This is a genomic window from Idiomarina sp. D18 (assembly GCF_057748155.1).
Window position 1 is genome coordinate 685,737 of record NZ_CM173240.1, and the last position, 26,619, is coordinate 712,355.

The 26,619-nt window shown below is 45.2% G+C and carries 22 protein-coding genes and 4 pseudogenes; 18 read left to right on the top strand and 8 right to left on the bottom strand.

All coding sequences use genetic code 11. The features are described 5' to 3' along the window. Window positions 1–37: 37 nt before the first annotated feature. The 4 genes and pseudogenes from zorA to AC3AP5_RS03290 form a co-directional block, all read left to right on the top strand. Window positions 38–2,116, top strand: a complete 2,079-nt coding sequence (gene zorA, locus AC3AP5_RS03275) for an anti-phage ZorAB system protein ZorA (protein WP_487326984.1) — start codon at window positions 38–40, stop codon at window positions 2,114–2,116. A 3-nt stretch (window positions 2,117–2,119) separates the two neighbouring features. Next, window positions 2,120–2,851 (top strand): OmpA/MotB family protein, encoded by a 732-nt coding sequence (locus tag AC3AP5_RS03280; RefSeq protein ID WP_487326985.1) that lies wholly within the window; start codon window positions 2,120–2,122, stop codon window positions 2,849–2,851. Window positions 2,852–2,877: 26 nt separating this feature from the next. Beyond that, complete coding sequence (locus AC3AP5_RS03285; protein WP_487326986.1) at window positions 2,878–4,308, top strand: EH signature domain-containing protein; 1,431 nt, start codon at window positions 2,878–2,880, stop codon at window positions 4,306–4,308. After that, a pseudogene (locus AC3AP5_RS03290) lies at window positions 4,308–7,295 on the top strand (DEAD/DEAH box helicase); the annotation flags it as partial. The gene AC3AP5_RS03285 and the pseudogene AC3AP5_RS03290, both read left to right, overlap by 1 nt. A 3-nt stretch (window positions 7,296–7,298) precedes the next feature. Here AC3AP5_RS03290 and AC3AP5_RS03295 read toward each other — a convergent pair. Together AC3AP5_RS03295 and AC3AP5_RS03300 are read right to left on the bottom strand one after the other, a co-directional pair. After that, a pseudogene (locus AC3AP5_RS03295) lies at window positions 7,299–8,451 on the bottom strand (IS3 family transposase). Between the two features lie 150 nt (window positions 8,452–8,601). Further along, a complete protein-coding gene (locus AC3AP5_RS03300) occupies window positions 8,602–9,012 on the bottom strand; it encodes a hypothetical protein (protein ID WP_487326987.1) in 411 nt (136 codons plus the stop codon). 259 nt (window positions 9,013–9,271) lie between these two features. On the opposite strand from AC3AP5_RS03300, the gene AC3AP5_RS03305 reads away from it, so the two are divergent. The 3 genes and pseudogenes from AC3AP5_RS03305 to AC3AP5_RS03315 all read left to right on the top strand — a co-directional run. Then, window positions 9,272–10,282, top strand: a complete 1,011-nt coding sequence (locus tag AC3AP5_RS03305) for an alpha/beta hydrolase family protein (RefSeq protein ID WP_487326988.1) — start codon at window positions 9,272–9,274, stop codon at window positions 10,280–10,282. A gap of 149 nt (window positions 10,283–10,431) precedes the next feature. Then, window positions 10,432–10,617 carry a hypothetical protein gene (locus AC3AP5_RS03310; RefSeq protein WP_487326989.1) on the top strand — a complete coding sequence of 62 codons (186 nt, stop codon included), beginning with the start codon at window positions 10,432–10,434 and terminating at the stop codon, window positions 10,615–10,617. Between the two features lie 61 nt (window positions 10,618–10,678). Then, window positions 10,679–10,945, top strand: a pseudogene (locus AC3AP5_RS03315) (tyrosine-type recombinase/integrase); the annotation flags it as partial. Between the two features lie 111 nt (window positions 10,946–11,056). On the opposite strand, the gene AC3AP5_RS03320 reads toward AC3AP5_RS03315, so the two are convergent. Continuing rightward, complete coding sequence (locus AC3AP5_RS03320) at window positions 11,057–11,248, bottom strand: SEC-C metal-binding domain-containing protein (protein WP_487327294.1); 192 nt, start codon at window positions 11,246–11,248, stop codon at window positions 11,057–11,059. A gap of 348 nt (window positions 11,249–11,596) precedes the next feature. Between AC3AP5_RS03320 and AC3AP5_RS03325 the strand changes: the two genes are divergently transcribed. The 3 genes from AC3AP5_RS03325 to AC3AP5_RS03335 are packed head-to-tail and all read left to right on the top strand — an operon-like array spanning window position 11,597 to window position 13,083. After that, a complete protein-coding gene (locus AC3AP5_RS03325; RefSeq protein ID WP_487326990.1) occupies window positions 11,597–12,421 on the top strand; it encodes a hypothetical protein in 825 nt (274 codons plus the stop codon). Further along, window positions 12,422–12,739 (top strand): hypothetical protein, encoded by a 318-nt coding sequence (locus AC3AP5_RS03330; RefSeq protein ID WP_487326991.1) that lies wholly within the window; start codon window positions 12,422–12,424, stop codon window positions 12,737–12,739. Beyond that, window positions 12,727–13,083, top strand: a complete 357-nt coding sequence (locus tag AC3AP5_RS03335) for a hypothetical protein (protein ID WP_487326992.1) — start codon at window positions 12,727–12,729, stop codon at window positions 13,081–13,083. The genes AC3AP5_RS03330 and AC3AP5_RS03335 overlap by 13 nt, the downstream gene beginning before the upstream one ends. On the opposite strand, the gene AC3AP5_RS03340 is transcribed toward AC3AP5_RS03335, so the two are convergent. After that, complete coding sequence (locus AC3AP5_RS03340) at window positions 13,078–14,283, bottom strand: IS256 family transposase (RefSeq protein ID WP_487326376.1); 1,206 nt, start codon at window positions 14,281–14,283, stop codon at window positions 13,078–13,080. The genes AC3AP5_RS03335 and AC3AP5_RS03340 overlap by 6 nt on opposite strands. Window positions 14,284–14,579: 296 nt before the next feature. On the opposite strand from AC3AP5_RS03340, the pseudogene AC3AP5_RS03345 reads away from it, so the two are divergent. After that, window positions 14,580–15,796: pseudogene (locus AC3AP5_RS03345) on the top strand (IS3 family transposase). 146 nt (window positions 15,797–15,942) lie between these two features. Here the strand turns inward: AC3AP5_RS03345 and AC3AP5_RS03350 are convergent. Then, entirely contained in the window at window positions 15,943–16,413 is a 471-nt protein-coding gene (locus AC3AP5_RS03350; RefSeq protein ID WP_487326993.1) for a hypothetical protein, read from the bottom strand. Window positions 16,414–16,611: 198 nt separating this feature from the next. Continuing rightward, the gene (locus AC3AP5_RS03355) at window positions 16,612–16,971 is read right to left on the bottom strand and encodes a hypothetical protein (protein ID WP_286682459.1); all 360 of its coding nucleotides are present in this window, start codon (window positions 16,969–16,971) and stop codon (window positions 16,612–16,614) included. A gap of 65 nt (window positions 16,972–17,036) precedes the next feature. On the opposite strand from AC3AP5_RS03355, the gene AC3AP5_RS03360 reads away from it, so the two are divergent. The 6 genes from AC3AP5_RS03360 to AC3AP5_RS03385 all read left to right on the top strand — a co-directional run bounded on the left by AC3AP5_RS03360 (window position 17,037) and on the right by AC3AP5_RS03385 (window position 21,746). Continuing rightward, window positions 17,037–18,242, top strand: coding sequence for an IS256 family transposase (locus AC3AP5_RS03360; RefSeq protein WP_487326572.1), 1,206 nt, complete (start codon window positions 17,037–17,039; stop codon window positions 18,240–18,242). Window positions 18,243–18,517: 275 nt separating this feature from the next. Then, on the top strand, window positions 18,518–18,841 hold the full coding sequence (locus tag AC3AP5_RS03365; RefSeq protein ID WP_487326994.1) for a hypothetical protein: 324 nt from the start codon (window positions 18,518–18,520) through the stop codon (window positions 18,839–18,841). A gap of 46 nt (window positions 18,842–18,887) precedes the next feature. Continuing rightward, entirely contained in the window at window positions 18,888–19,226 is a 339-nt protein-coding gene (locus AC3AP5_RS03370) for a tRNA-binding protein (protein WP_110573651.1), read from the top strand. 29 nt (window positions 19,227–19,255) lie between these two features. After that, a complete protein-coding gene (locus AC3AP5_RS03375; protein ID WP_071462454.1) occupies window positions 19,256–19,621 on the top strand; it encodes a cupin domain-containing protein in 366 nt (121 codons plus the stop codon). A gap of 43 nt (window positions 19,622–19,664) precedes the next feature. Then, window positions 19,665–20,804: a hypothetical protein gene (locus AC3AP5_RS03380; RefSeq protein ID WP_487326995.1), complete on the top strand. Its 1,140-nt coding sequence runs from the start codon at window positions 19,665–19,667 to the stop codon at window positions 20,802–20,804. A 75-nt stretch (window positions 20,805–20,879) separates the two neighbouring features. Beyond that, window positions 20,880–21,746 carry an AraC family transcriptional regulator gene (locus tag AC3AP5_RS03385; RefSeq protein ID WP_487326996.1) on the top strand — a complete coding sequence of 289 codons (867 nt, stop codon included), beginning with the start codon at window positions 20,880–20,882 and terminating at the stop codon, window positions 21,744–21,746. Window positions 21,747–21,824: 78 nt separating this feature from the next. Here AC3AP5_RS03385 and AC3AP5_RS03390 read toward each other — a convergent pair whose 3' ends face one another. Next, on the bottom strand, window positions 21,825–23,105 hold the full coding sequence (locus AC3AP5_RS03390; RefSeq protein WP_487326997.1) for an NAD(P)/FAD-dependent oxidoreductase: 1,281 nt from the start codon (window positions 23,103–23,105) through the stop codon (window positions 21,825–21,827). A 202-nt stretch (window positions 23,106–23,307) separates the two neighbouring features. On the opposite strand from AC3AP5_RS03390, the gene AC3AP5_RS03395 reads away from it, so the two are divergent. Further along, on the top strand, window positions 23,308–24,327 hold the full coding sequence (locus AC3AP5_RS03395) for a zinc-dependent alcohol dehydrogenase family protein (protein WP_487326998.1): 1,020 nt from the start codon (window positions 23,308–23,310) through the stop codon (window positions 24,325–24,327). Window positions 24,328–24,396: 69 nt separating this feature from the next. On the opposite strand, the gene AC3AP5_RS03400 is transcribed toward AC3AP5_RS03395, so the two are convergent. Then, window positions 24,397–26,526, bottom strand: coding sequence for a TonB-dependent siderophore receptor (locus tag AC3AP5_RS03400; protein ID WP_487326999.1), 2,130 nt, complete (start codon window positions 26,524–26,526; stop codon window positions 24,397–24,399). Between the last annotated feature and the right edge of the window lie 93 nt (window positions 26,527–26,619).

The following is a 26,619-nucleotide window of genomic DNA, read 5'->3' on the forward strand; positions in this document are numbered from 1 at the left end:
TGGCATCGAAGTTATGAATCTTATAAAGGACTAAAAGATGATGGATGAAAAACAAATGGAGTTTTCTTGGTTACTTCCTGATCTTACGCAATTAAGAGTCCCTCCCGAGACAGGATTGGAATTGAGTAGCCTCTTTGTTGTTTTTCTGTGGTTAGTAACTTTTGTCGCTACTACAATATTTCTCGTCAAGTTTTTCAGAACAAAACATAGACTAAACTGGCTGTTGGGGCTCCTTAAAGACTTGGATAGACAAAAGATCGCAGCCAAGCGAACAGACTTATTGGAAGAGGCCAAGCTAAGGGATAAAGACATCGGTTTCTTGTGGATGGAGTTTGATGAAACTCTTGTCGAGATTAAGCAAGGGGATACTGTTCAAGTCCGAAACACTCTAGATGCCGCGCATTTTTTTAATTCCCACACATTAGCTAGCGGCGTTACCGAAAACCGATTGGTGGCGGCAGTTCCAGGCTTTTTAACAGCACTTGGTGTTATAGGTACGTTTATTGGTCTTCAGTTAGGTTTAGGTCAGCTTGAGTTAGGCGCAGGAGTAAACGTAAATCAGATGCAAGACGGCGTCGCTGGTGTTGTAGATGGTGCAAAGGTCGCGTTTTTGACCTCTGTTTGGGGCGTTGCTCTTAGCGTTTTTTTTAATTTTGGCGAAAAATGGTTAGAGCAAAAAACACGACGTAAAATTCGTAAAATCGAGTATACAGTGGATTGGCTGTTTCCGCGGATTCGTCCTGAAGAACAGTTGCAGATAATTTCAGACAATAGCTCTGAATCTCGTGATACTTTGCAAGGCTTAGCTGAAAAAATAGGCGAGAAAATGCAAGAAGCTCTCGTTACAGCGACTCAGGGAATACAGACAAGTCTTGAAACTAGTCTTTCTGAAATAATGGCTCCCGCGATAAATAAACTCGTTGATGAAACATCTGAGGGTAATCAAAAGGCTCTAGAGGGCCTTCTTGAGAATTTCATGGAAGGGTTTGGTCAAGCTGGAAATCAACAGCGTCAGGCTTTAGATGATGTATCCTCGAAAGTTAATGCCTCAGTTGAAGCAATGCAGTCCACAATGAGTGGTTTTGTGGAACAGCTACAGAAGTCTCAAGCTGAATCAGGTGAGCGAGAAAAAGCGCTAATTGCCGATATATCTAACCAAGTTAATAATCTTTCCTCTCAGTCTGAAGAAATTAATCAAAAGCTTACTTCATTTGTTGAAAAGCAAATAGGTGAACTTTCTTCTCAAATGAAAATTAGAGAGGAAGCATCAGCTCAACGTGACGCTGATTTAGTCGACACAATTAGGAAACAAGTTGACGAGTTAGTTGTTAACTCTCGAGAACAAGGGAAAACCCTCAGCAATTACGTTGAATCACAACTTAAAGGTCTCACTAAGTCGTTCGACGAGCGTGAACAACGTTCTGCAGCTCTGGAAACAGAGCGTAATCAGAGAATTGAAAAGCAAACTCACGCTATTTCAAATCTATCTAATGAAATCCTCCGCTCAGTCGAACAGTCTGTTTCTGAGCAGGTGAGCACGGTCAAACAGCTTATCGCACAAGGCCAAACCTTACAAAACAGTATTAATTCGTCGGTGGAGGCCAGCGCACAGGCAACGCAAGCTATGCGTGAATCATCGACAGAGTTGCGCACTTCCGCTGACCATATGAAAGTACTGAGCTCTCATGTAAATGAGGCGGGTAATAAGTTGTCAGGGGCTATTAAAGAAGCTGTGGATAGCACTGCTGATTTGGCAGGTCAAAACCAAACTACCGCTCAAAGAATGGAGAAAATGCGAGAAGACTTAATGTCGGATGTTGGACGATTCAGCGAACTGACAAATCAACTTAACGGATTGATAGAAAGTGCTGGCTCTACATTTAGCGAGCTTAAAACTGCGCAGAGAGAGTTTATCGGGGACCTAAAAGGCGAAGTCGAAGATCTTAGTAATAACATGACGCAAATGCTTGAGGACTACGCCTCTCAGGCGAATAGTCAGACAACAGAACACCTTAAGGTCTGGTCTCAGTCTGTTACTGATTACTCTGCACAGATGAATAATGCGGTAAAAGCTTTATCTAGTGTTGTTGATGAGATTCAAGTGAAGCTGGGATAATCCATGGATAGTTTATTTATAAGGAAGCGAAGCAAGGTTGACGAGGAAAATCCCTATTGGATGTCGTTTTCAGACTTGATGTCAGGATTACTAGTTATTTTTATACTCGCAGCAGTCGCACTAATTATTGAGCTAACTCAAAAGTCAGAAAAAATCGACGCAAGTATCGAAGAACTTAAGAAAGCTCAGGAAACACGTGAAAACATTTTGACAGATATAAAGGAAGAGTTGGCTAAGCAAAATATTCATGTCGAAATCGTGGAAAACGATACCGTATTGCGAATACCTGACAGTACGCTTTCATTTGAATCAGGAAAGGATACTTTACCAGAAGATGAACAAACGCAAAAGGAAGTACGCGCAATAGGTATGGCGCTGCATAAAGCCATAACGACCGATGAAAGATGGAAGTATTTGGATACAGTATTTGTGGAAGGGCATACCGATAGCGATGGAATCTGGTACAGAGGGAAGGGTAACTGGGGATTATCGACCGATAGAGCTGTATCGATCTGGAAACTGTGGCAAACAGAAATCCCAGTAGAGCCCAGCTTAAACGCGTTAAAAAACTTCAATGGTCAATTATTATTTTCAGTCAGTGGTTATGCGGATACTCGTCGGGTTGATTTAAATGAATACACCGAAGAAGAACGAGCTAAAAATAGACGTATTGATATACGCTTTACGGTCAAAAAACCTAAACTCGAGGATTATGAAAAGGCGAAAGATGTTTAGAGTGCGCTGAGTGTGTGGAGCTAGTGATGAGGTTTTTTTTAAGTGATGAGACATACCGTAGTAATATAAAAGTATTGAAGCAGTTAACAGAGGAGCAAAGATTAATTGCTCGTAAGGCCGGTACGGATAATCCTAAGTTCGAAGTAGCCTGGATTAAGCTTTGTGAACTTATCAACCGTAATAGATTCGATTTATTTAAAATCGAAACCAGGTTTGATATTAGAGCTTTATCTATAGCTTTAACTGCCGGCAAAAACCTGAGAAATCGGGTTTTTATCAGCAGCGACTTACTCGCTTCCGTAGAAACAGTTTTGCCGAACGGAAGCAACCTCTTTATTGAGTCACTATTTCAATTTTTCCTGAGTGACTTTGATTCGATAGACGAGCCGAATGAAATCGGTGATTGGCTATTCAAAGAGCGAAAGCGCAAGGGATTAAGCCATGATGAAGAAGAAAAAATATTGTGTATCGATGGACCTACTTTTTTGGCAAAGCAGGCAATAGACCGTAAAGTAAAATTTCATCAGCAGCTTAAACATTGGGGGCTTGATCATTACGCTACGGGTGATTTTGTGAAACGCTCTCAGTCGATCTACTTTGTAGAGCAGCTTCAGAATATTCCGGTGAATGAACCGCATGAGTTACTCGATGAAATCAGCAAGGAAGAAGTCGCAAACACTCGTTATGATAGTAACGATCTGATTGGTCATGTCGCATTAAAAATTCTCATCGATAGAGCACCTGTGAGGGATGTTCATGAAAGTTGGCAAAATGCTGTTATTGCTATTGCTGGTGACCCGCGTGTTCCAAAAAATCATCGTCGCTTTATTAAATGGTGGAGCCAGTTAACTGAGCTGCAACAAAAGAAAGTACAGGGCTGGTTGTCTAAATTGGATCTCAAGTTGTTCCTAGAGGCACTGGAAGATTACTCACAAAGCCACTGGAATGATGACATGATGCGCATGTTCCCTGCGAGAAAAAACTTTCTAGAAGGAATGCAAGAAGCTGGCGTTATCTTACATACAAAGCTGTATTTATCGAAAAAGGCCGATCAATACATTAGAAGTAACTACAGAAAGGATCACATTCCAGACTACTCAATTGTTGAAAGCGGTGATATATCAGTAATTTATGCTGAGCTACCGAACGGTCATATGGTTGAAGGGAGTCATAACTGTAAAATATGGTTCTATAAAAAGTTACATGAGTCAGCCCCAGTTCTTCATTTTGGAAAGCAAAGTGTCACCTATCGTGAGTTGACCGGTGGGCTCAATCACAAAATGTCTAATTATGGCTGTGAGGCATACGATTTCTTTGCTCATCATTCTAATGATACTTTCGGATGGCAAAATAAAGCAGTTAATACTTTGCAAGAGATGGGCGTTAAAATCAGGGCTTCTGATGTTCTTGGCGAAGAGGATTACAGTGTCTATAAGCGTTTGTATGGAGTAGGTTAATGAAAAAATGGATTTCATCTTTATTCAGTATAGAGGAGGCTGGTGCCAACTTTGATTTCGATATTAGCAAAGATAGTATCGATTTTTACTGTAAAGATTACCTATTTCATAACATTAAAAGTGGTAACTCGGATGAGTACCTTACAGCTCAATACGTTGCATTACAGATGCTTGCTGAAGAAGGTAATGCCGAATTAATCCCCAATGGCTTTATTGTCCCTCATGAAGTTGTGGCTGCCTTGGACGAAGATGTCCACCAATTGCTTAGACTGCCAGAACGGTGGGATGGCAACGCTAGCGTTGATATCAAGGGCACAACGGGAGGCTCATCATTTAGACTAGAGGTTAGCGTTGAGTCGCCCGCTAATCGCATGACGGCAGCATATAGTGTAACAGGCAGTATTCTTGCGTTCGGAAACTCTAAGTTTACTATCTCAAAAGCAATGTATGATGTGTTTTCAGCTTTAAGCGAACACAAGAAGTCTGCAAAAAGTGAGTCTGACAATTTACTTTTGCTTTATGCCTTACAAAAAGCTCAACAGGCAGGGGCAAAATTAGCTCTTAGCCATTTTGATAAACTTGATATTCATGTGCCAGATAAAATAGCTGTAGAGGCTGTGTTGGATGATTTTGGCAACCTTACTCTCACTCCAAGTATGGGGCAAAAAGCGGATCACGATAAAATCCAACAAGTTTTGGGGCAGCTGGAGTCCAAAAATGGACGTACACTAAAAGTAGGCAACGAAATCATCTTGTTCAACGAGAAGACAGCACGTGCCGCCAAAGAGATTATAAGCCACCGCGCTATTCCCAAGGCGCAGGTTGAACAGTTCTTAAAAGCTCCTTCAGCATTTTTGGATGCATCTTTGGTTGATTTAGATGTCGGATTTGCTCTCAGAGTGCGTGGGGCGACGAGATTCAAGCATGCATATTTTGGTGAAACGGATGAATCCGGCATTGATTGGTTTGGGCAAAGTGCTTCATCGGGGCAAATACTTTCCATAAATGCTATAACTAAGACGGTTAAAACAGAGGAAGACTATAAGCAGCTATCGCAATTAATTAGCGACGCCAAAGTCACCAGAGCGACTGAAATCGAATATCAGGGAAAAATTTACGATATAGGCAGTGAATCAGGGACTCAAGAAGTACTGACTCGATTAGAGGAAAAATTTCAGCGGCAGGGTAGTGATGAACAGGAAGAGAACGAAGATCCTGCTGAAAACAAAAATCATGAGAACGAGGAACATCATGATGATGGTCCTATAGTTATAGATATCGCACTTAATGACGACGAATTGGATAGCCCATCAAAACTGGTTGAAGAAGCACTTAACGATGTACTATACGATGAGGAACTCGACTGGAGTAACCACAAAAGAGAGCCATTTCCGCACCAGTTGACCGGCGTTAAGTGGATTCTTGGACTCGAAGAAATGGCGCGAAACAAAGAGTTAGTCAATGGCGCGTTATTAGCTGACGATATGGGTTTAGGAAAAACCTTTATGTCGCTTTCTGCGGTAGAGCATTACTACCGACTTTGCCAAGCAAGTGAAGAAACTTGTCGACCCACATTGATTGTTGCGCCATTGGGTCTTTTGGAAAATTGGAAAGATGAGGTTACTGAAACCTTTTATGAGTCCCCTTTTCGAGATATTGTTATCCTGCAGTCAGACGGAGATTTAAACCGTTTCCGTGATGGCAGTACAGAAACCAACGCGTCTAACTTTGATGCAGAAACCTTCGAGCCTCGATACTCTCTAAAGTTTGGAGAAACGCACGGACCTGAACGTTTAGATTTGCCCAAGAGGCTTGTAATCACTACCTATCAAACACTTCGTGATTATCAGTTTTCACTCTCTCAGATTGACTGGGGATTGGCGGTATTTGATGAAGCACAAAATATAAAAAATCCAAATGCACTTCAAACTCGAGCCGCAAAAGGCTTAAAAGCAAAGTTCAAGTTATTAGCCACCGGTACACCAGTAGAAAATAGTCTTGCTGACTTTTGGTGCTTAATGGATACGGCCTGTCCCGGATACCTTGAATCATATCAAACATTTAGGCAAACCTATATTACACCGATACTTCAAGCTGCTGGTGACGAGGTTGACAGTGTTAGAGCCACATTAGGAAGGAAATTACGGGACAAGGTTGGTGCACTAATGTTGCGTCGAGTCAAAGAAGATAACTTAGAAGGGCTTCCAAAAAAACATATGCTGGTCGGCATTGAGAATACCGAATGGCAGTTCGAGCCAAAGTTATCAGCTGTCATGCCAGCCTATCAACAGAAAGTTTACGACGGAGCAATTGAAGCGCAGCTTGATGAAGAGGACGCTCATGTACTTACCACTTTAATGCGTCTTCGTGACAGTTCGTTACATCCACGGTTGGTGGATAGTGGGCGTTTAGATGCGCCCAAATCCAAGCGAGAGACCGAAATGCTCTTCAGTGAGTCTGCCAAAATGGCTAATACGGTTGAAGTTCTACGCGATATTGAGTCGCGTCAGGAAAAATGTATTATTTTTGCTGTTAATAAACGCTTGCAGCGGTTTCTGAGTATCGCTTTGGGCAGTTATTTTGGTTTAGGCCCACTGCATGTGATAAATGGCGATGCGAAAGCGGTGGTGAAGAAAAAAGGTACGTTAAGTCGTAAGTCTATGATTAATAATTTTGAGGCCCGAGAAGGTTTCAATATTATTATTATGTCTCCTGTCGCTGCTGGTGTTGGACTGACCGTTGTAGGCGCAAATAATGTAATTCATTTCGAAAGACATTGGAATCCAGCTAAAGAGGCTCAGGCAACGGATAGGGTTTTTCGTATTGGTCAGAAAAAAGATGTGAATATATACGTACCGATTCTGCATCACCCTGAATTTGAGTCATTTGATGTGAACCTCCACAGGCTGCTATCTCAAAAGTCTATGCTGAAAGACGCTGTCGTTACTCCTGGTGAAGTGATGCCTGATCCTAGCGGTGCTGATAGGGTTCTACCCCGTTTCTACGGACGGTTTAAAACGTTTGTAAACTTCCTGTCTTGATTCGCTACTCTACGTCGCATTCTTGGATTATGAAACCGCTCGATGTAAAAAAATATATCGGCACGAGCTTCGTCTCTGGTTCGGTATTTCCGGTGGTTCACGCGCTCGCGTTTGAGCATACCGAAAAAGCCTTCACAAGCCGCATTATCGGCACAATGTCCGACAGCACTCATGCTCCCCAATAAGTCGTTGTTTTTTAAGTACCGTTGATAATCGCCGCTGGTAAATTGCGTTCCACGATCCGAATGCAGTATTGCCTGTGTCGCCTCAGGACGTTGCCAGACTGCCATCTCCACCGCTCGCAGAACCATTTTTCTATCCTGCCGGTGGTGCATTGACCAGCCGACAACGACATGGTTAAACAGATCCAGCACAACACACAGATAAAGTTTTCCTTCGTCCGTTTTCACTTCGGTTATGTCAGTTACCCACTTGGTATTCGGCTCAAGGGCTTTGAAGTCTCGTCCCAGGTGGTTTTTAATACCATCCGGGCGCTGAGATGGTGTTTTGCGACCACGCCCTTTTTTGCGCGGCCAACCTTGTAACCCATGCAATGCCATTAATCGCGCAACGCGATTAAGACTGACCGTTTCCTTTTCTTCTTTAAGATCTTCATGCATGCGCGGCGCACCAATAATACCGCCGCTATCTTCATGGATCTCTTTAATACGCGTCAGCAATCGTTCATTATCAACGGCACGACGCGACGGTTGGCGATTTACCCAGTCATAATAGCCGCTGGCTGAGACTTTCATACAACGGCACATTAAGCGTATCGGAAACTGTTCGCGACAACGTTCGATCGCCTGATATCTCAGGACGACTCTTTTGCGAAGAACGTTGCCGCTTCGCGCAAAAAATCACGCTCCTTTTTTATCCGGGCCAACTCGCGCTTAAGCCGAGCAACCTCTTCGTCGCGTGGCGTGCCTGAGCCTTTGTGAGCACTACCAGGAGCCTCTTCTAACTCGCGTTTCCATCGGGACAGCATATTTGGGTTAACACCAATTTCCAGTGCAACCTGTCGACAACTGACTCCGGGCTGTCGAGTCTGCTCAACGGCTTCTCGTTTAAATTCAGTACTGTATTTTCTTCGTTTGGTCATGAACACTCCTTATGGGCACATTATGCCTCTTTATGGATGTGTCCGTAAAATCTGGGTAGAACCCTTATTTAATTCAATAGCATTTAGGAAAACCTCTACTAGTATAGACTAGCTAAGTATTTAAGTGACTTTTAACAAAAAAATTACGAATTACGACGAATCCAGCACAGCCCAGTTGTCTTCGAACTCGAGTAGTTCTCTAACGGTCAGGATTGCTGGTCTTGAGCAACCACCGTTAGGGCGGCGGTAGTTGTGACGCTCTATAAAGACGAGGAACCTCTCGACGATCAGTTTTTGGATTGTGCTTTCATTGAACAGAAAGTAGCGAGCTTTCTCGATCTGGACATCGGGCAGGTTTACCATTATCCAGAACATTTTGGGGTGTTCAGGCTGAATTAAATCGCCAAACGAAAAGATGCCGCTGTCGTCAACATGAGTTTCTATCCAACGGTCGATTTGAGAGTGAACCAACGTCTTTGCGGTATTGCATTTAACCTTTACAGGAAAAGATACCAACGTTTCACTTTGCACTGCTGTTAGGTCAAAGTGCAATCCCCCCATTTTAAGCAGCAGTTATTCGTAGAATTAATGAACCGCTTGCGTTAAGTGTTTGGGCGGAATGCCTCCGATAGCGGTGTTAGGCCGCTCGTTGTTATAAAGCCAAAGCCACTGAATGGTAAGGACTGAGACTCCCCGACACCTTTCATGGTAAAAATATAACTTAAACCATTAAAGGAAAAGGTATTCAATGACTTGTGGTTTATTAAAAATACGTTAAGTTGATTAAAGAGTTTTTTCGTACAATCACAGGCAAATGACAATGATAAAAATAACCCACTTCTTTACTGCCGTGTGCGTAACTGCATTAGTCGCATTGTCGGTTCCAGCCGCAGCTCAGCAAGACGTTTCCTTGTTAAAGTCGGACACTTGCTTTAGTGGCAAATTTTCAAGCTATGACCGTTGGATGAGCTTGATTTCGGGCGGTAGCAGCAAAAAAACTGCCGACTTCAAAGAACGTTTAAAGCGGAACAAAGCATTCTGGGACAAAGAACAGTTTCAGCATTATAAAAACACTATCGATTGCCGTACGCTGATGTATAAAGTGGATGATGCGTTAGTCAATGGCTTTTATATAGCGCCGGCGGGTCAGTCTGACTTGCCTATCGTTATATACAATCGCGGCGGCAACGCGAGCTTTGGTGCCTGGATATTTGGCAATGTGTACCTGCGTTTGTTCGAGGTCGCGCTAGCGCATGATGTTGCTATTTTTGCGACTAATTACCGTGGTGTCTACCCGAGTTTGCCGGGTAGCGATGAGTTTGGCGGTGCGGATGTTAAGGACGTGTTGGCATTGCCTCAGCTGTTTAGTGAGTTTCCTGCAGTGAATCCTGAGAAGGTTGCGGTTTACGGGGGAAGCCGAGGCGCTATGCAGTCACTGATGTCAATGAAACAAGGGCTGAAAGTCGATGCGGCGGTGTTATACGCCGGCGATTATGATTTGATAGAAGCGCTCAAACACCGACCAGAAATGGAGAAGGTTTACCGCGAAAGAATCCCAAATTACAAGGATAATAAAGTAGAGGCCCTGAAACAGCGGTCAGCACTTTACTGGGTCGATGAACTGGATAACGATACGCCGATTTTACTAATCCACGGCGATGAAGATAAAAGAGTCAGAGTCGAATCGAGCATTGCTCTTGATGAGTCATTGGAAAAACATGGCTTTAAGCATAAGCTCTCGATTTACGAAGGGCTAGGGCATCGCTCGGCACCTCGGCGAGAAGAAATCGTCGACGAAATGATCGGCTGGTTTAAACAGCACTGGAACTAGCTCGCCGAGCTGCCCGGTGTCGATCACACATGGGACGTTAACATGCGACAAATTCTCTACATTGCCCATGGCGGCGGACCCATGCGTTATTAGAGCAAGACGATAGCGATGGTAGCCTTAACGACGCGTTGCGGGATATTGCAGCGCGGATGCCAGCACCCGATACGATTGTCGTGATCAGTGCGCATTTGGAAGTGGACATCTCGCATGAAACCAACGTTACGTTTATTACTCGTCAGGTTATCAAATGGCAGCTACTAACAATGACTAGACCATCTGAGGCTGCTGGCGCTAAATGGAGCGAGATCCAATGGCTGGACGACATGAGAGTGTAAACGAGCAGTATGAGCACATAATTATCTCACTGCGGAAGCCTCAAGCACCCATTAACAGCCAAACAGCCAAACGACCAATATGGCGTTAAGACGCATGGGTTACCAAGATAAACTCGTTAGCCACGGTTTACGGACCTTAGCCAGCACAATTATGAACGAAGAGGGTAAAGATCCCGATCTGATCGAGTCTGCGTTGGCGCATGGAGATCCTAATCAGGTACGGAGTGCTTATAACCGGGCCCAATACCTTGAGCGCCGTCGTGAGTTGATGCAGTGGTGGGGTGATTACCTAGATGAGGCTTTTAGAAAAGGGGCCGGCAACTTTTAAATTATAAGGTGCGGAGGCGGGATCGAATAGGCTCGATAGATTGTTGAAGTGTATAAGTTTGATTGAATTAACTGTCGCAAACTGTGTTACTTAAGAATGATGTAAAGAGACTTAGAGTCTTCCATGACAATCTTTGTAGCGAAGTCCACTTTGGCAAGGGCATTTTTCAAGTATTCCAGGTTTTCTGCCATTTTCAGCATAATGACGAAGCTGCGGTTCAAAGTCGAAAAGTGCTTCTGACGAAATTACGTTACCCAGATTGTTAGGAATAGCGAAGACTGAGATATTTAATTTTATCGAGATGTTTTACAATCCGAAAAAGCGTCGTTCTCATACAGGCGGGGTATCGCCTGCTAACTTTGAAAAGGCGTACTTTGAGGATTTACAGACTGTCTAGTAAAAGCTGAGAAGTCCATCTTTTTGAAATAAAGAATTACTCATTTCTCACCCTGATTTATAGTTGTTGTTAGTAGTGTATTGCGCAACTGTTCCGTAAATCCATTTCTATCGATACCGTGTTGGAGAAAAACCACCATGACTTTGTCGAGCAATTCCTTGGGAATACTAAGATGACTCCTAGGTCTGTGTTGTAATCTTGACAAGACGAAAAAAACAACAGAACATATAACAAAAAAATAACATAGATACTCTATGAAAAAACTAGTTCCTTTAGGGGTTGTCTTTTCTCTGTTAGTCGCTACTTCCCCGGACGCGTTAGCTGGTGAAACTGCTGGGGGCGTCTCGACAGAATTTAAGGTGACAGAGCAAGTAGCGGGCAGCATCAACCTTCCTTTGTCACTTCCAACCGCGAGGGGTGGTGTAAAGCCCGAGGTCTCGTTTACCTATAATAGTAATCAACTGAGTCAATCTGTGGCGGGTACCGGTTGGTTGTTATCCGGTCTCCAACAAATTCAGCATTGTGCCCCTACTCCGATACTCGACAATAGCATTGGTGCCGTTACAAACACGTCACCTGATAGGCTCTGTCTTGATGGGCAACGGCTGGACTTGGTTTCAGGTGTGTATGGGGCTCCAGGCTCCGATTACCGACTTGATCAACAGCCTGGCATAACGATCTCAGCACATGGTGGCTCACAGGCGAAAGGGCCAGTTTATTTTAAAGTTCACAGTAAAGCCCGGGATACGATGTATTTGGGTAATGCGGGTACTCATTCCGGCAGCTCTGCCGCTGTTGCGCAAACAGAGAATGGCACTAGAACCCAGTGGTTGCTGAGTTCCGTTGAAGATGGTGTCAGCAATCGTATCGACTATCAATATCAGGTAGTGAGCGGAAGCCAGACTCGGCGCATTGATTCCATAAAATACGGCGCACACACAGGCGATGCATTATCCCACTACATTACCGTGGCGTTCGACTATGAAGATTTGGGTTATCCGGTAAAAGGTTTCTCCGCGGGTGAAGCGTTTGATTTATCAACACAACTAAATCGTGTGCGAGTCCTAATTGACGGATAAATGGCTAGGAAGTGGGATTTTTCATATGACAACAGCCTACAGCTTACCTTTGGCGCACAATTAGTATCGGTCACCGAGTGTGCACCAAATGTTAACGGTATAAATGACTGCAAGAAGCCGGTGACGTTTGACTGGGCCGACGACGCCTCAAGCACTGCAATTACCCAGCAGCGCACATTTGGGGCGCTGCGGGCACCGGATTTGGTGAAAAGTTTAGATATCAATGGTGACGGTTATACAGACTTAGCATACGTCAAAAATGGTGCCTGGCGGAATGGCGGTGCAACAACAATATGTGGTGTACAATGCAATTTTTAAAAAGTTTATTCGGAGTCGTTTTTTTAATGATTTCTTTGTCGGTGTCAGCCGACGAAGAAAGGGATCATGTACAAGTTAACTTTTATACTTTGGCTTCCTTGCAGTCTGAATTGGACGGAAAAAAAATAGGTGTACGAGGCTGGATTGCGTTTTACAACTACAGCAGTACACAAAAAGTGCTGTTATTCCCTAGTGAGGAAAGTAAAAAAACATTTAATGTAAGTGAATCGATTGAAATATTTATTGGCAAAAATGATTTCGAATCAACAAAGGAATATTTGTCTGGGGAGATTGTGACAGTCTACGAGAGTGTTCAATATTCTGTGTCAGCCAAGTTTTCATAAATCTATGTGGCCATCCAGTCGACCTTCAAAGTGGATGGTTAGCTGAGACAGTGTCAGATTCCAGTTCTGCACCGGGTGCGACCAGCGCTCAGTTGCTTTTAACATACCCGCGTACAGCAGCTTAAGCAAGCTACCTTCATTGCTAAAACCGCCTTTGGTTTTGGTCAGTTTTCTGAACTGGCGGTGTACCGCCTCAACGGCATTGGTTGTGTAGATGACGGTCCGCACATAGTCGGGGTATTTAAAATACGCTGAGAGTGTCGCCCACTTATTGCGCCAGGATTGAATAACGATGGGATATTTATCGCCCCATTTGGTTTCTAAATCATCCAGCGCGCTTTCGGCAGCGGATAGCGTCGCGGCTTTATACACGCATTTTAAATCGGCCATGAAGGCTTTCTGATTTTTGCTGGCCACGTACTTCAGCGAATTACGAATTTGGTGAATGATGCAGTGTTGCACCTCGGTTTTCGGGTAGATGCTTTCTATGGCTTCAGGGAAGCCTTTTAAGCCGTCTACGCAGGCAATCAGAATATCCTGAACGCCTCGATTATGGAGATCGGTCAACACACTCAGCCAGTGATGAGCGCCTTCTGACTCGGATAAATAAAGCCCCAGAAGCTCTTTTTTACCGTCAATATTGAGGCCTAGAATGGTATAAACAGCTTTGCTGATAAAACGCCCATTCTCTTTGATTTTATAGTGAATGGCATCGAGCCATACAATGGGGTAAACCGCTTCTAAAGGCCGTTCACGCCATGCCTGAAGCTCCGGCAGAAGCTTATCCGTGACGGCATTAATGGTGCCGTTTGAGACATGAATGCCGTACAGATCTTCAATGTGCATGCGAATGTCTTGATAGCTGGTTCCAAGCGAAAACAATGCAATAATTTTACGCTCCAGCTCATCGGTTAAATGCGTCTGATGTTTTTTAACCAGTTGCGGCTCAAACGAGCCGGCTCTGTCGCGGGGCGTATCTAATTCAAAGCTGCCGGCAGGACTCTTGACTGTTTTTGACGTCGAACCGTTCTTGCGGTTAGATTGCTCTTTATCACTGAGATGCTCTTCAAGCTCAGCCTGCATCGCGGCTTCGGTGAGTTGTTTAATAAGCGGTGTCAGGATGCCGTCTTTGCCGGTGAGGTCTTTGCCTTCACGCAACTGCTTTAAAGCGGCATCCATGTCGAAATTGTTTTTGGTCATATGTCATCTCTTTTTTGCTTAGTTTAACGAAATGACACAGAATTCTGAACACTACCCAGTCTACGGTACGTACTGTTTTGAGTCAGCGGAATACAATAAGCTTTTTGGAAAGATGACTAAGATTGAAGACATTGATATAGTTCATATCAATTAAAAGGCTGCGATGTTCTCGCAATATACAAAATGTTTGCTTGCAAAGTCCTTGATTCTTGCATTGCTTCAATGTATTAGCCCCTTTTTAAAACGGACACCCATTAGTTAAGCGATAGGCTTAGACCTATCTTTAAGGAGTGTCTATGGAGCGCATTGAAATTTTTACTGGCGAACAACGCCGTCGTCGTTATACTCCGCAGGAGAAGGCAAAGTTTGTTGCCATGACCATGCAGCCCGGCTATTCAGTGTCACTGGTGGCGAGGCAAAACGGTATCACCCCGAGTTTATTATTTAAGTGGAAGAAACTCATGCAAGACGGTGGCATGTCCGCAATTCAAGCTGGCGATGAAGTTGTCAGCGCAGCCGAGCATAAAGCGCTGTAAAAGAAGGTGAAGCAGCTTGAACAGCTGCTTGGCCGTAAAACGATGGAAACGGAAATTCTCAAAGAGGCACTGGAGATAGCCCAGTCAAAAAAGTTGATATCGCGCATGCCATTGTTGCCACCGGACGATTCCCTATCATCCGAATCGTAAGCGCCTTAGGCGTGTCGCGCTCGAACCTTTATCAGCGTATTTATGAACGACAAAAGGGCCGTTCAGCGCGTTATAACAAGCAAGAAGATGGATTGTTATTGCCGCTGATAGAGGAGCTGTGTGATGGCCGTGCAACGAACGGCTATCGACGCATCACCGCGCATTTGAATCGAAAACTGCGCTCAGGTGATTATGGTTTCGCTCGAGTGAAACCAAAGCGCGTGTATCGCATTATGCGCCTAAACAAGTTGTTGTTACCGAAACATACTGGCCGCGTTGGTGATAATCGCGCTCACGAGGGTAAAGTGGTAATGCTGCATTCAATTACGCGATGGTGCTCTGATGGCTTCGAAATCAGCTGTTGGAACAAAGAAAAAGTGCGTGTGGTGTTTAGCTTGGACTGTTGTGACCGCGAAATTATGAGCTATGTTGCGACGACTAAAGGCATTAGCGCCACGATGGTTCAGGATGTTTTGGTTGAAAGCATTGAGAAGCGCTTTGGCGATACGTCAGTTTTGCCAAAAGAAGTCGAATGGCTGACCGATAACGGTAGCTGTTACATTGCCGATGAAACGCGGCAATTTGCCAAGTCACTCGGTTTTAAGGTCTGTACCACGCCGGTACGTAGCCCGCAAAGTAATGGCATGGCTGAAGCGTTCGTGAAGACGTTTAAACGTGATTACGTGTACATGAAGGACCGACCGGATGCGGCAACGGTGATGGCTCAGTTGGGTGATTGGTTCGAGGATTACAACACTTACCATCCGCACAGCGGATTAAAAATGATATCACCACGAGAGTATCGTGCTCTCAAAGTGGCAAGTTAGCACTGTCCGTTTTAGCGGGGGCAACTACAGGTTGTTCATAAACTCTCCTCCTATGCTCAAATAATAGTCAGGAATTGTCTATGATTCTCGGTCCACTCCAATATCTAACTAAGAGGTGCCTAGGAAATTAGTGGCGATTCACTTGTTTATTTCTCTGCACTCGCCATTGCTTTAAACATTTCTGAGAACGTCGATTGCCACTCAGCCAGTTGTTCTGAACTGAGAGAATCGAGATCTTTTTCGACTTGGTTGAGATCCATAAATGTTGAGCAACCACCTGTTAAATACAAGTTATCTTGAGTTTTATGGGCAAAAATCAGAAATTTGTTGCCAACCTGAGGAGCAGGCCCGCCGCACGAGTTCGTCTCGATGTTAGTTTTGATGAAAACAGATGCAGGCATACCGTTACCTTTCCAAATTTGTTCTACTTTTATTTTTGTCTTGTAAAATGAGGTATACCAGTCACCTGGTGTTTTTTCGGTTTTAAGCGCAACTCCCATGAAAATGGCATCATGTTCGTTAATGACATCATTAATACTTTTTGCTGTGCTGACACACGAGCAACCCATCGCAGTTAACGGTGAAAGAGCAATAACGAGTAAAATAATTTTTAGCATGTACGAGAGACCTTTTGGGTGCAGCTGCACTTACAGCATTGATTATAAAGTACCATAGTACTTAGGGTTGTCTCAGAAAACTTCACAAGGCAGGTGTTTTAAGCTGGGATGATTCCTGGCTTTTTTGGAAACCAATGATGAACAGGCTAACGAATAGAGCCATCGTAAATAAGATGGCTCTCGAGGAACGAGTTGTTTTTAATTAACGTTACAACCATTGCGGCTCGTATCAATTACGAGATCGCCTTCGACTTTGTATTGCACATAACCGAAAAGAAATGCAAATGCTTCGGAGTCTGCGGTTACATCAGTCAATGCGACAGCACAAGGATTGGTTTCAATTGCTCTGTCGGCTGCTTCTTTCACGCTAGGTACACCTAAAGGAACGAGAACGATATATTTCGTGTCGATCCCTTCTACACGCTCGCCTTTAGCAAATTGACCGTTATTGAGATCGACGTTTTTAGTCGATGCCAAGGTAAAGTCAGCGATTCGTTGAGCACATCCTGTCATGGCGAGAGTAGCTAGTAGTGTGGCGGTTAAAGCTAGTTTTTTCATTTTATGAGAGTGTAAAAATATCTGTGTAAATGGCATTCTTAGCAATATCGAAGAAGGATATCAGAATGCCAATATCAGACAAACTCATCGATCAGCTGCTTGATGGCTGTGACTCACCCGACGACATTTTAGGTGAAGCTGGGCTGCTCAAGCAGCTTACCAAAAAAGTCGCTGAACGCGCTTTAGAAGCCGAGATGCAAGCCCATTTAGGCTACGCCCCAAATGATGCGGCCGGCAATAACAGCGGTAACTCCCGCAACGGTAAAACCAAGAAGGCTGTTCGTAGCACCAACGGTGACGTCGAGCTGGATATTCCCCGTGATCGCAACGGTAGCTTTGAGCCTAAACTGGTTCGCAAAGGTGAACGCCAGCTTAACGGATTCGATGAGCGCATCGTCGCGCTCTATGCCAGAGGCATGACTACCCGGGATATCCAGGCTTACCTTGAAGAAGCCTACGGTGTTGAAGTATCTCCCACATTCATATCTCAGGTTACAAACGAGGTGATGGACGAAGTAAAGGCCTGGCAACATCGACCACTGGCAAAGCTTTACCCGGTCGTTTACCTTGATTGCCTGGTGGTTCGCAGCCGTGACTCTGGCGTTGTTCAAAATAAGTCAGTCTACCTGGCGCTTGGTATTAACACCGACGGTGAAAAAGAGCTCCTTGGCCTGTGGATGGCGCAAACCGAAGGCGCTAAATTCTGGTTATCTGTGATGAACGAGCTTAAAAATCGCGGCGTCGATGATATCTTTATCGCCTGCTGCGATGGCTTGAAGGGCTTCCCCGAAGCCATTGAAGCGGTTTACCCGAAGACTCAGGTACAGCTGTGCATCGTGCATCAAATTCGCCACTCTATGCGTTACGTAAACTGGAAGCAACGCAAGATCATCGCAGCTGACTTAAAGCTAATTTATGGTGCTGCCACCCGCGCTGCAGCAGAGCAGGCGCTGGAAGAGTTCGCTGAAAAGTGGGATGAAGAGCATCCGACCATAAGCCGCTCATGGCGGGCAAACTGGGAACGCTTAAGCGTATTCTTCGAATACCCGGCGGAGATACGTAAGGCTATCTACACCACTAACGCCATCGAATCGCTGAACGCGTCATTGCGTAAAATTACCAAGACTCGCCGGTCGTTCCCGAATGATGAGGCCATCATGAAGGTATTGTACTTAGCCTTGCATCAGGCATCGAAAAAGTGGACGATGCCCATACGCAACTGGAAACCGGCCATGGCGCAATTCGAGATCATGTATCAGGATCGGATTTAACAGTGCAAACAGCCATTTACACAAAATTTTTTACAGTCTCCATTTTATATCCCTATTAAGTTGAAAGTCCGATCAAAAAGATTTTACATCTTTATATTCCATATATCGGATGAGTAAATTATGTAGCCATAAAGCGAGTGTGTCAATCTTGTGACTGCCCCATAGAGGTAGCTCGCGCTTTTGGCGCGAGAATGGATTTATCGATTTTTAACTGGTCAAAGTATGTATAAACAGATAGTTTGAAAGACAGGTCATTAATGTAAAGGTTTATTATAATGGAGTATGAGCTCAAAAAAATCGACGTTAAACAAAGCGCAAAAGTACTTGCTGCTGTCGCATTGATAATCAATTTATTTATATCGGTATTTGGTTTTATTGCTCTCGTGTTCGGCATTCAGACGACCGTCTCTTTTGATTATATCATTTCAATTTCCGTGCAAGGTTTAGTTTGGAAAATCGGCCTACTGTTGTTATCCCCGATACTGATGTTTATTCTCGCCTACCTGTCATTTGCAGTCGTGTTTTTGCTGTACAACTACGTTGTTAAATATACGGGTGGTTTAAAGCTACATATGGTAAATGCAGACAATGATGCGTAGTAAAAATACACATTAATGCGTGTGGAAAAATTACTGAGGGCGACTTATGGAATCTATTAATTGGGCTGATTTTGAAAAAGTCGATATTCGTGTTGGTACGATTGTCGATGTTCAAGCTTTTCCGGAGGCGCGTAGACCTGCTTATAAGTTACAGGTCGACCTCGGTGACAAAATTGGCATTAAAAAGTCGAGCGCGCAAATCACTGACTTATACACACCGGATGAGCTACTCGGTAAGCAGGTGTTAGTGGTCGTCAACTTTCCACCAAAGCAAATCGGTCCGTTTATGTCGGAGTGCTTAGTGACCGGACTGCATCGAGCAGATGGCTCTGTCGTTCTGTCGACCGTGGATAGAGATGTACCCAATGGGACTCGGCTGGCATAGTCAATGAAGCACACTAATAAGGAAGTCAAATGCCACACAACGCTATCAATTTTAAAGAAAAACTAGGTCTGTTTAACGAACAGTGGTCGCCTAAGGTCATTGCAGAGATGAACGACTATCAATTTAAAGTGGTCAAGTTGCAGGGCGACTTTGTTTGGCATGATCATAAAGATACCGATGAGACTTTTATTGTGCTTGCGGGCCAGTTGCGTATTGATTTTAGAGACGGTTACGTAGAGTTATCCGAGGGTGAAATGTATGTCGTACCTAAAGGTGTCGAGCACAAACCCTATGCTGAGCATGAAGCTCACGTGTTGCTAATTGAACCTCGTGGCGTGGTAAATACTGGCGACGAAGAGGATAGTAAAACGGCCGCCAATGATGTTTGGGTTTAGGTGATACGTTTAAAGTTATTAGAACAAAAAATTAGGCTTTACCATGAAAAAATCAGCGCTACTTTTGGCTTTCATACCCTTTGTATTGATGGCATCAATAAACGCCAAGGAGGTGTCGCTCGACCAATTGCCTGAGCAGTTAAGAAAGGGTGAGGTGAACGACATCTTGTCTCAGTTTTCTGAGCAACCGCAAATGTTGGCGCAGGTCTACTCGATTATGGGACGTGCTGATAAAGCCTATGATTTGATACAGCGTTTTTCTAACGCGCCATTTTGTAATGACGGTGGGGATTATGAAAAAATCTCCGGAGAAGCGAGAGTAAAGGCGACGCTCGCTGATGAGTCGATTTTTATGATCAACGAGAACCACTTTAATCCAGCTTCACGAACGCTTACGATGACATGGTTACCGTGGCTCAAGGCACAAGGCTTCTCTCATATTGGTTTTGAGGCGTTAGAGCCTAAAGAGCGGAGTAAAGACGGCTTTTATTCTCAAGAGCCGATGATGTCTAACTTGATTAAAACTGCCGAGGAATTGGGTTTTGAGGTGTTTGGTTATGAGGCAAAGAAGTCAGCGCCTGAAGATGTCGGCTTTGTAGAGCGCTTTGAGTTTAGGGATAAGCAACAAGCCGAGCATGTTGTCGCTGAAATTAAGAAAGCGCCCAAAGATGCTAAGTTTGTGCTGTTTGCTGGCTGGGGGCATGTCGGGGAAGCGCCGCTGCGCGGACCAAACTCGTTAACTTATCGTGTGCTGGGCGATTTTTTGAATAACACCTATGGTTATGAAACCTATAGCATTGATACCACCGCCTGTGCTTTTGAACCAGTTGATGAAAGCCCGACCACAACCTACACGTATTTAAATGACGGTAACGTACTTAATGTTGGTAGCGTGCAACCGGTCGATACCCAAATCCGCGTGCCCATGGCACCCGCTGATAACCCGAGTTACTTTCGACGATTGCTAGGCGAGGCATTTCTCCCAGGTACGGATAGCTGGCCGCCGAGTACGGCCGTCATTTTGCAAGCCTATTATGCGGGTACTGATGTAGTGGCTGATCGAGTCTTATCGGAAGCCAACGAAAAACGGCCACTGTTCCTTGATGAAGGCGAATACCGTGTCACGCTGCACGATTTAGATGGCAATCTGCTGTGGCAACAGCGTGTTAACCGAACGTTGTGAATTGAGCAATTTTAATCAAGCCTGACAACCTCAGTTGGGTTTTAATGATGACCTGCTGAGGGGGAAATGTGCGGTATGACGAACTATCAACGTCGGTTTTTGGAAGTGATCAACTACATAGAAACACACCTTGATACCGATCTTGACGTTAATGCGTTATGTCAGCACGCCTATTTGTCTAAATACCATTTTCATCGCCAGTGCTCGGCATTCTTTGGGATGTCTGTGATTAAGCTCGTGCGGCTACTGCGACTTAAACGGGCGGCTTATCAGCTCGCTTATAGAGAAAATGGCAGTATTTTGGATATCGCACTGGCGAACGGCTACGAGAGTCACGAGGCATTTTCGCGGGCGTTTAAAAAGTATTTTGACAAAAGCCCATCCGATTTTCGGGACACACCGAACTGGGCTCCTTGGCACGCTCAATACGACCCCATATTAACGCTAAGGAACAACATAATGAGTAACACCGATAACTTTGATGTCGATGTGATTGACGTTGATGAAATTGCAATTGCTGTGATGCCTCATCGTGGCGCCCCAAATCGGTTGGGGCAAACGATTCAAAAGTTTATAGAGTGGCGCAAGCTGAATCGACTTCCACCGAGCAAAAGTCGAACGTTCAATTTGGTTTATGATGACCCCAATACGACGGCGCCGGAAGACTACCGCTTTGATCTGTGTTGCTCCATAGAGCAGTCTGCTGAACCCAATGACTATGGTGTTATCGATAGTGTTATTCCTGCCGGCAAGTGTGCGCGAGTGAGACATACGGGCAGCGATGACGCGATAGGTATTGTGGTGAACTTTCTGTACACGCAATGGCTAGCGGATTCAGGTTACGAAATCAGAGATTTTCCGATTTACTTTGAACGGATAAGCTTTTTCCCTGACGTCTCAGAGAGTGAAATGATCACCGACGTTTACTTGCCCATTAAATGAGGCGCTCGGATGTTCCCCAATCGCTGAGGAGTTGGCATTTCTTCAGTCGCCGGATTCGAGCTTTTAGTCACGCCGAACCTAACCTTTTGGTTTTAACCGGCTAACGCCTAGCATGCGCATGCCAACGCGTTCGTATACTGGCTCGCTGGTGCCATGTTTCACTTTGTGGAAGAAGTATTTTTCAAAGCCTATTTTTGCCCAGTGCACCCAACGTCCGGAGCCTGTCCAGTTTTGGTTGCGTGGAGGGTTTTGTGGTACCGCCAAAAATGCCATACCCGTATTGCCCATATCAGCCAGGCATAATGCACTGAGTGTGGGCTCTGTGGTTGCAGGTTGTTCTGCTAAGGTCGATTGAATATTCGCCACGATAGCGGACGTCATTGATTCAATCATGAGGCCAGTTTTAGGGGCGCCGACAGGCACCGGGGTTTCTTCAATAGGTGCGATGGCGACACAAACACCGGCGGCATAAATTTCAGGATAGGCGAGGGCGCGTTGATATTTGTCGGTTTTAACGAAGCCTTTGGGGTTACACAAATCGGGGACCTCGGCGATGGCCGGTGAACCTTTAAAGGCGGGTAAAAACATCGCTAAGTGATACGGTAGCTGTTGCTGGGATTTGATGCTGCCGTCGTCGTTGATGACCTCAAAGGATGCTTTGTCTTGCTTGAATTCTGTCACTTTCGCGTTACAGACCCATTTTATTCCGTGCTCTCGAAACTGATGTTCCATCAGACCTTTTGAATCGCCAACACCGCCTAGCCCCATGTGACCGATATACGGCTCTGGGGTAACAAAGGTAATGGGCACGCGGTCACGGATTTTACGTTTACGCAGCTCATACTCTAATGAAAGCACGTACTCATAGGCGGGGCCAAAGCAACTCGCGCCGGGTAACGCTCCGACCAATACGGGGCCTGGGTCGTCGATGAGTCGTTGAAAGGCTTGATGTGCTTTTACTGCGTGGTCAACGGTGCAAATCGATTGCGTATAGCCGTGCTCTGGACCGGCACCAGAAACTTGTTCAAAGGCGAGCTTGGGTCCCGAACAAAGAACTAAAAAGTCGTAGTCTTTTTGGCTGCCATCACCGAGGGTGAGTCGTTTGTGCTCCACATCAATTTGTTTTACGCCTGAGCTGTTAAATCCGATGTGATGTTTATCGAATATCGGCGCAATAGGGAGGACGACTTGCTCGCGTGTTCTGGAACCTAACGCGACCCATGGATTTGACGGCACGAAGTTAAATTCATTGCCTTCATGAATCACTTCGATATCAACGGTTGCTGATAGCTTCTCGCGTAGCTCAAAAGCGACTGAAACGCCGCCCAATCCGGCACCAACGACAATAACTTTGCTCATTAAGCGTCCCTGTTGTATTCAGGAGTATTATTTGAATATGGTGGGCGGTTAAAAATTAGTCAACACATGCATCACAAACAATTAATAAATAAGCAGATTAAATTGATTTACATCAGGATTGAGCTAATGGCGGCATAGGCTGATCCATTCTTTGCTATCAAAACTACAATTCAGTACTCACCTTTATTAAAGGATCGCGAACATGACAGATAAGATTAAAGCACTAAAACTCAAAGACCCCTTTGGTTTAGATAACATCGAGGTTACTGAATTGGACGACCCGGGTCAGCCCGCGGCGGGAGAAATCCGCGTGCGGGTTAAAGCCAGCTCGTTGAATTTTCATGACTATGGTGTTGCCGCTGGTTTTATTCCAACCGAAGATGGGCGCATTCCGATGTCAGACGGTGCGGGTGTTGTCGAGGCCGTGGGCGAGGGTGTTGAAGAGTTTGCCGTGGGTGACCCTGTGGTTTCAACGTTCTTTCCCTACTGGCAAAGTGGTCCAGCGCCTGTGGGCGACTTTAAGCAAACGCCCGGTGATGGTATCGATGGGTATGCCCGTGAAGTGGTCGTGCGCCCGGCTCATTTTTTTACTCACCAACCTAAAGGCTATAGCCATGCTGAATCGGCAACGCTAACTACGGCGGGTCTCACGGCTTGGCGCGCGTTGGTGGTCGACGGCGGTATCAAACCAGGCAACTCGGTGTTGGTACTGGGTAGTGGCGGTGTTTCGGTATTTGCGTGCCAGCTCGCGAAGAGCCTGGGTGCGACGGTGTTCGCGACCTCATCATCGAACGAGAAACTCGAGAAATATAAAGCATTAGGTGCCGATCATCTTATTAACTACAAAGACGATCCTGACTGGGGTAAAACGGTTCGTAAGCTGACGGATGGACGCGGTGTTGACCACGTTATTGAGGTGGGTGGCCCTGGTACGTTACCGCAGTCAATTAACGCCGTTGCCATTGCCGGCCATATCGCATTAATTGGTGTATTAACCGGTAGTGCGGGTGAAGTCCCAACGGCTAAGTTGATGGCCAAACAAGCGCGCTTACAAGGGCTTATCGTGGGCAGTTGCGATGATCAAAAAGACTTTGTGCGCGCGCTCGAAGCCAATGGCGTGAAACCTGTTATCGATAAGACCTTTGGTCTTGAAGAATTGGCTGACGCATTCCGTTACGAAGAGTCGGGCAAGCACTTTGGCAAGATTTGTTTAACGTTTTAATTGTTTACTCACTCGTTGAAAGCCGTACAGTGTGAATTCGCACTGCACGGCTTTTACTAAAACGATAACTTACCAAGCGTACTTCACAGACAGCTCAAAATTACGTTCTGCACCGAAGAAGCCTTGATTATAAAAATCGATGCTTGAGTAATATTTTTCGTCAAAGAGATTATTGACGTTGAAGCTTAAGTCCCACTGAGGTGTCAGTTGGTAGCTTGCCATTGCATTAACCACGGTGTAGCTGTCTTGAGTAAATGTTTCACCATTAGGACCAATGCCAGGGTTCGAGATATCACTTTGCCAATTCGCGTTAACACCCACTTTTAACGCATCAGACGCTTGAAATAGCACGCTGGTTTTGACCATGTTTTCGGGCAAGAACGGGGCATAGTCTGAACCGTCACGATCCGTTGACTCATTGTGCGTATAGCTTACAAAGATGTTTAACGCGTCATTGGGTTTACCGTTTAGTTCAAGCTCATAACCTTCACTTTCTGCACCAGCGACACCTATTGACGGATAAATGTTGGTGCCCGGTAATGGTTCTGCAGCATCGGGATCAGTGATGGCTAAGTTATCCTCTTTAACTTTGTAGACTGCAAAACTAGCGGTAAGTGCTTCGTTAAAGAAGTCACCCTTTATACCGATTTCTGTGTTGGAGCCCTCGACGGGGCCGACCAGCTCAAAGTTTGCATCAATGGCGCTTTGAGGCTTAAAGATCTCCGTATAACTTGCGTAAGTCGAAATAATATCCGAGATATCGTAAACGATGCCGAAGTAAGGGGTGTTCACGCCCGAGTTCTTAAAGTCACTCGGTGAGAAGGGTGACTCTACGGTTGTTTCGTAAGTCGTTAAACGATTGCCAATGATGGTCGTGAGTTCATCAGTCAGACTCAGTTGTGCAGCCGCGTAGATACCCTGCTGCTTGTACGACTCAAAGGTGCTGTAATTCGGTGTTTGGTTAAAGTTAACGGGCTTTACACCGTTACCCCAGTCAAAGATACTCGGCACCGTAATAGCGTCATTAGTGCCGTATGATACTGAATCAACGGTTTGTTTTGAGTGCAGGGCGCCGGCAGTGAGCTGGTGTTCACGTCCAAACAGCTCAAATGGCCCCGATGCTAAGAAGCGTACAGATGTTTGTTCACGGTCGGCGACATAGTGGTTAGGCGAGGTACCTAAACCTGTGCCGGTTTCTTTGTCAGGAAAACCCGAGAAGTAGAGCAGGTAGCCATCCATCTTGCCTTCTCGACGCTCAACATCAAACTGAACATCCCAACCGTTATCAAAGGCGTGTTCGACTTGTACGAACGCGTTTGTGCTTTGACGATCCCAACGGTTCCAAGGGGATGCTGTGGTGGTGCTTACTGGCAGATCGTCCGCTTGTGTGCCATCCGAGTAAAATAAAGGTAGTGCGCCCCACATACTGCCTTTCGGGTTGCGTTCACTGTAATCTGCACCGGCGGTTAAACGCGTTTGAGTGGTTAAATCAGCGGTTACTACCGCATAAATTTGTGCGTTTTCTTTTTCTGATAGATCAACATAGCTGTCGCCTTCCTCGTAAGCCATCGCGACACGCGCTTTGACATTACCCGTTTCTGACAAGGTCTGCGAATGATCGGCCTCAAAGCGGTAATTGCTCCATGAACCAATACCTAAGCTCGCGTAGCCGCCATCTTCGGCTTTTGGACGCTTACGAATCAGGTTGATAGCCGCGGAGGGTTCGCCTGCACCAGTCAGTAGACCGGTTGCTCCACGAACGATTTCAACACGTTCGAAAATAACCGAGTCTGCGAGCGCTTCGCTAAAGAAGCTGTTATAAGCGATAGGCACACCATCAAACTGGAAGTTAGTTACATCACGGCCTCGCGAGCGGAAGAAAAAGCGATCAGTCTCGGCCTGCTGTGCTTGTATGCCCGGTGCAAATTGCATGACATCGGCTACGGTGTCTAACGCAAAACCATCGATAAAGGTGCGATCGATAATTGAGATTGACTGAGGCGTTTGTCGCAAAGTGAGTGGTAAACCTGTTGCAGTGGTTGCGCGATCAAGCGGGCTACCCGTAATTTCAATATGTTCAGAAACGTCTTCTGATGGATCTGAGTTTTTCGTTTCAGTGTCTTGTTGCGCGAAAGCAGTAGAGGAGAGTGTCATGCTCGCAATGGCTAAAGCGATACTGCTTTTAGTAAACATGTTCATTAGATATTTTGCCCTACTAGTTAAATAAGCGGTAAATAAGAATGATTATGCTTTGTATTGTATTTGATAATCATTCTTATTTTCAATGGGCAA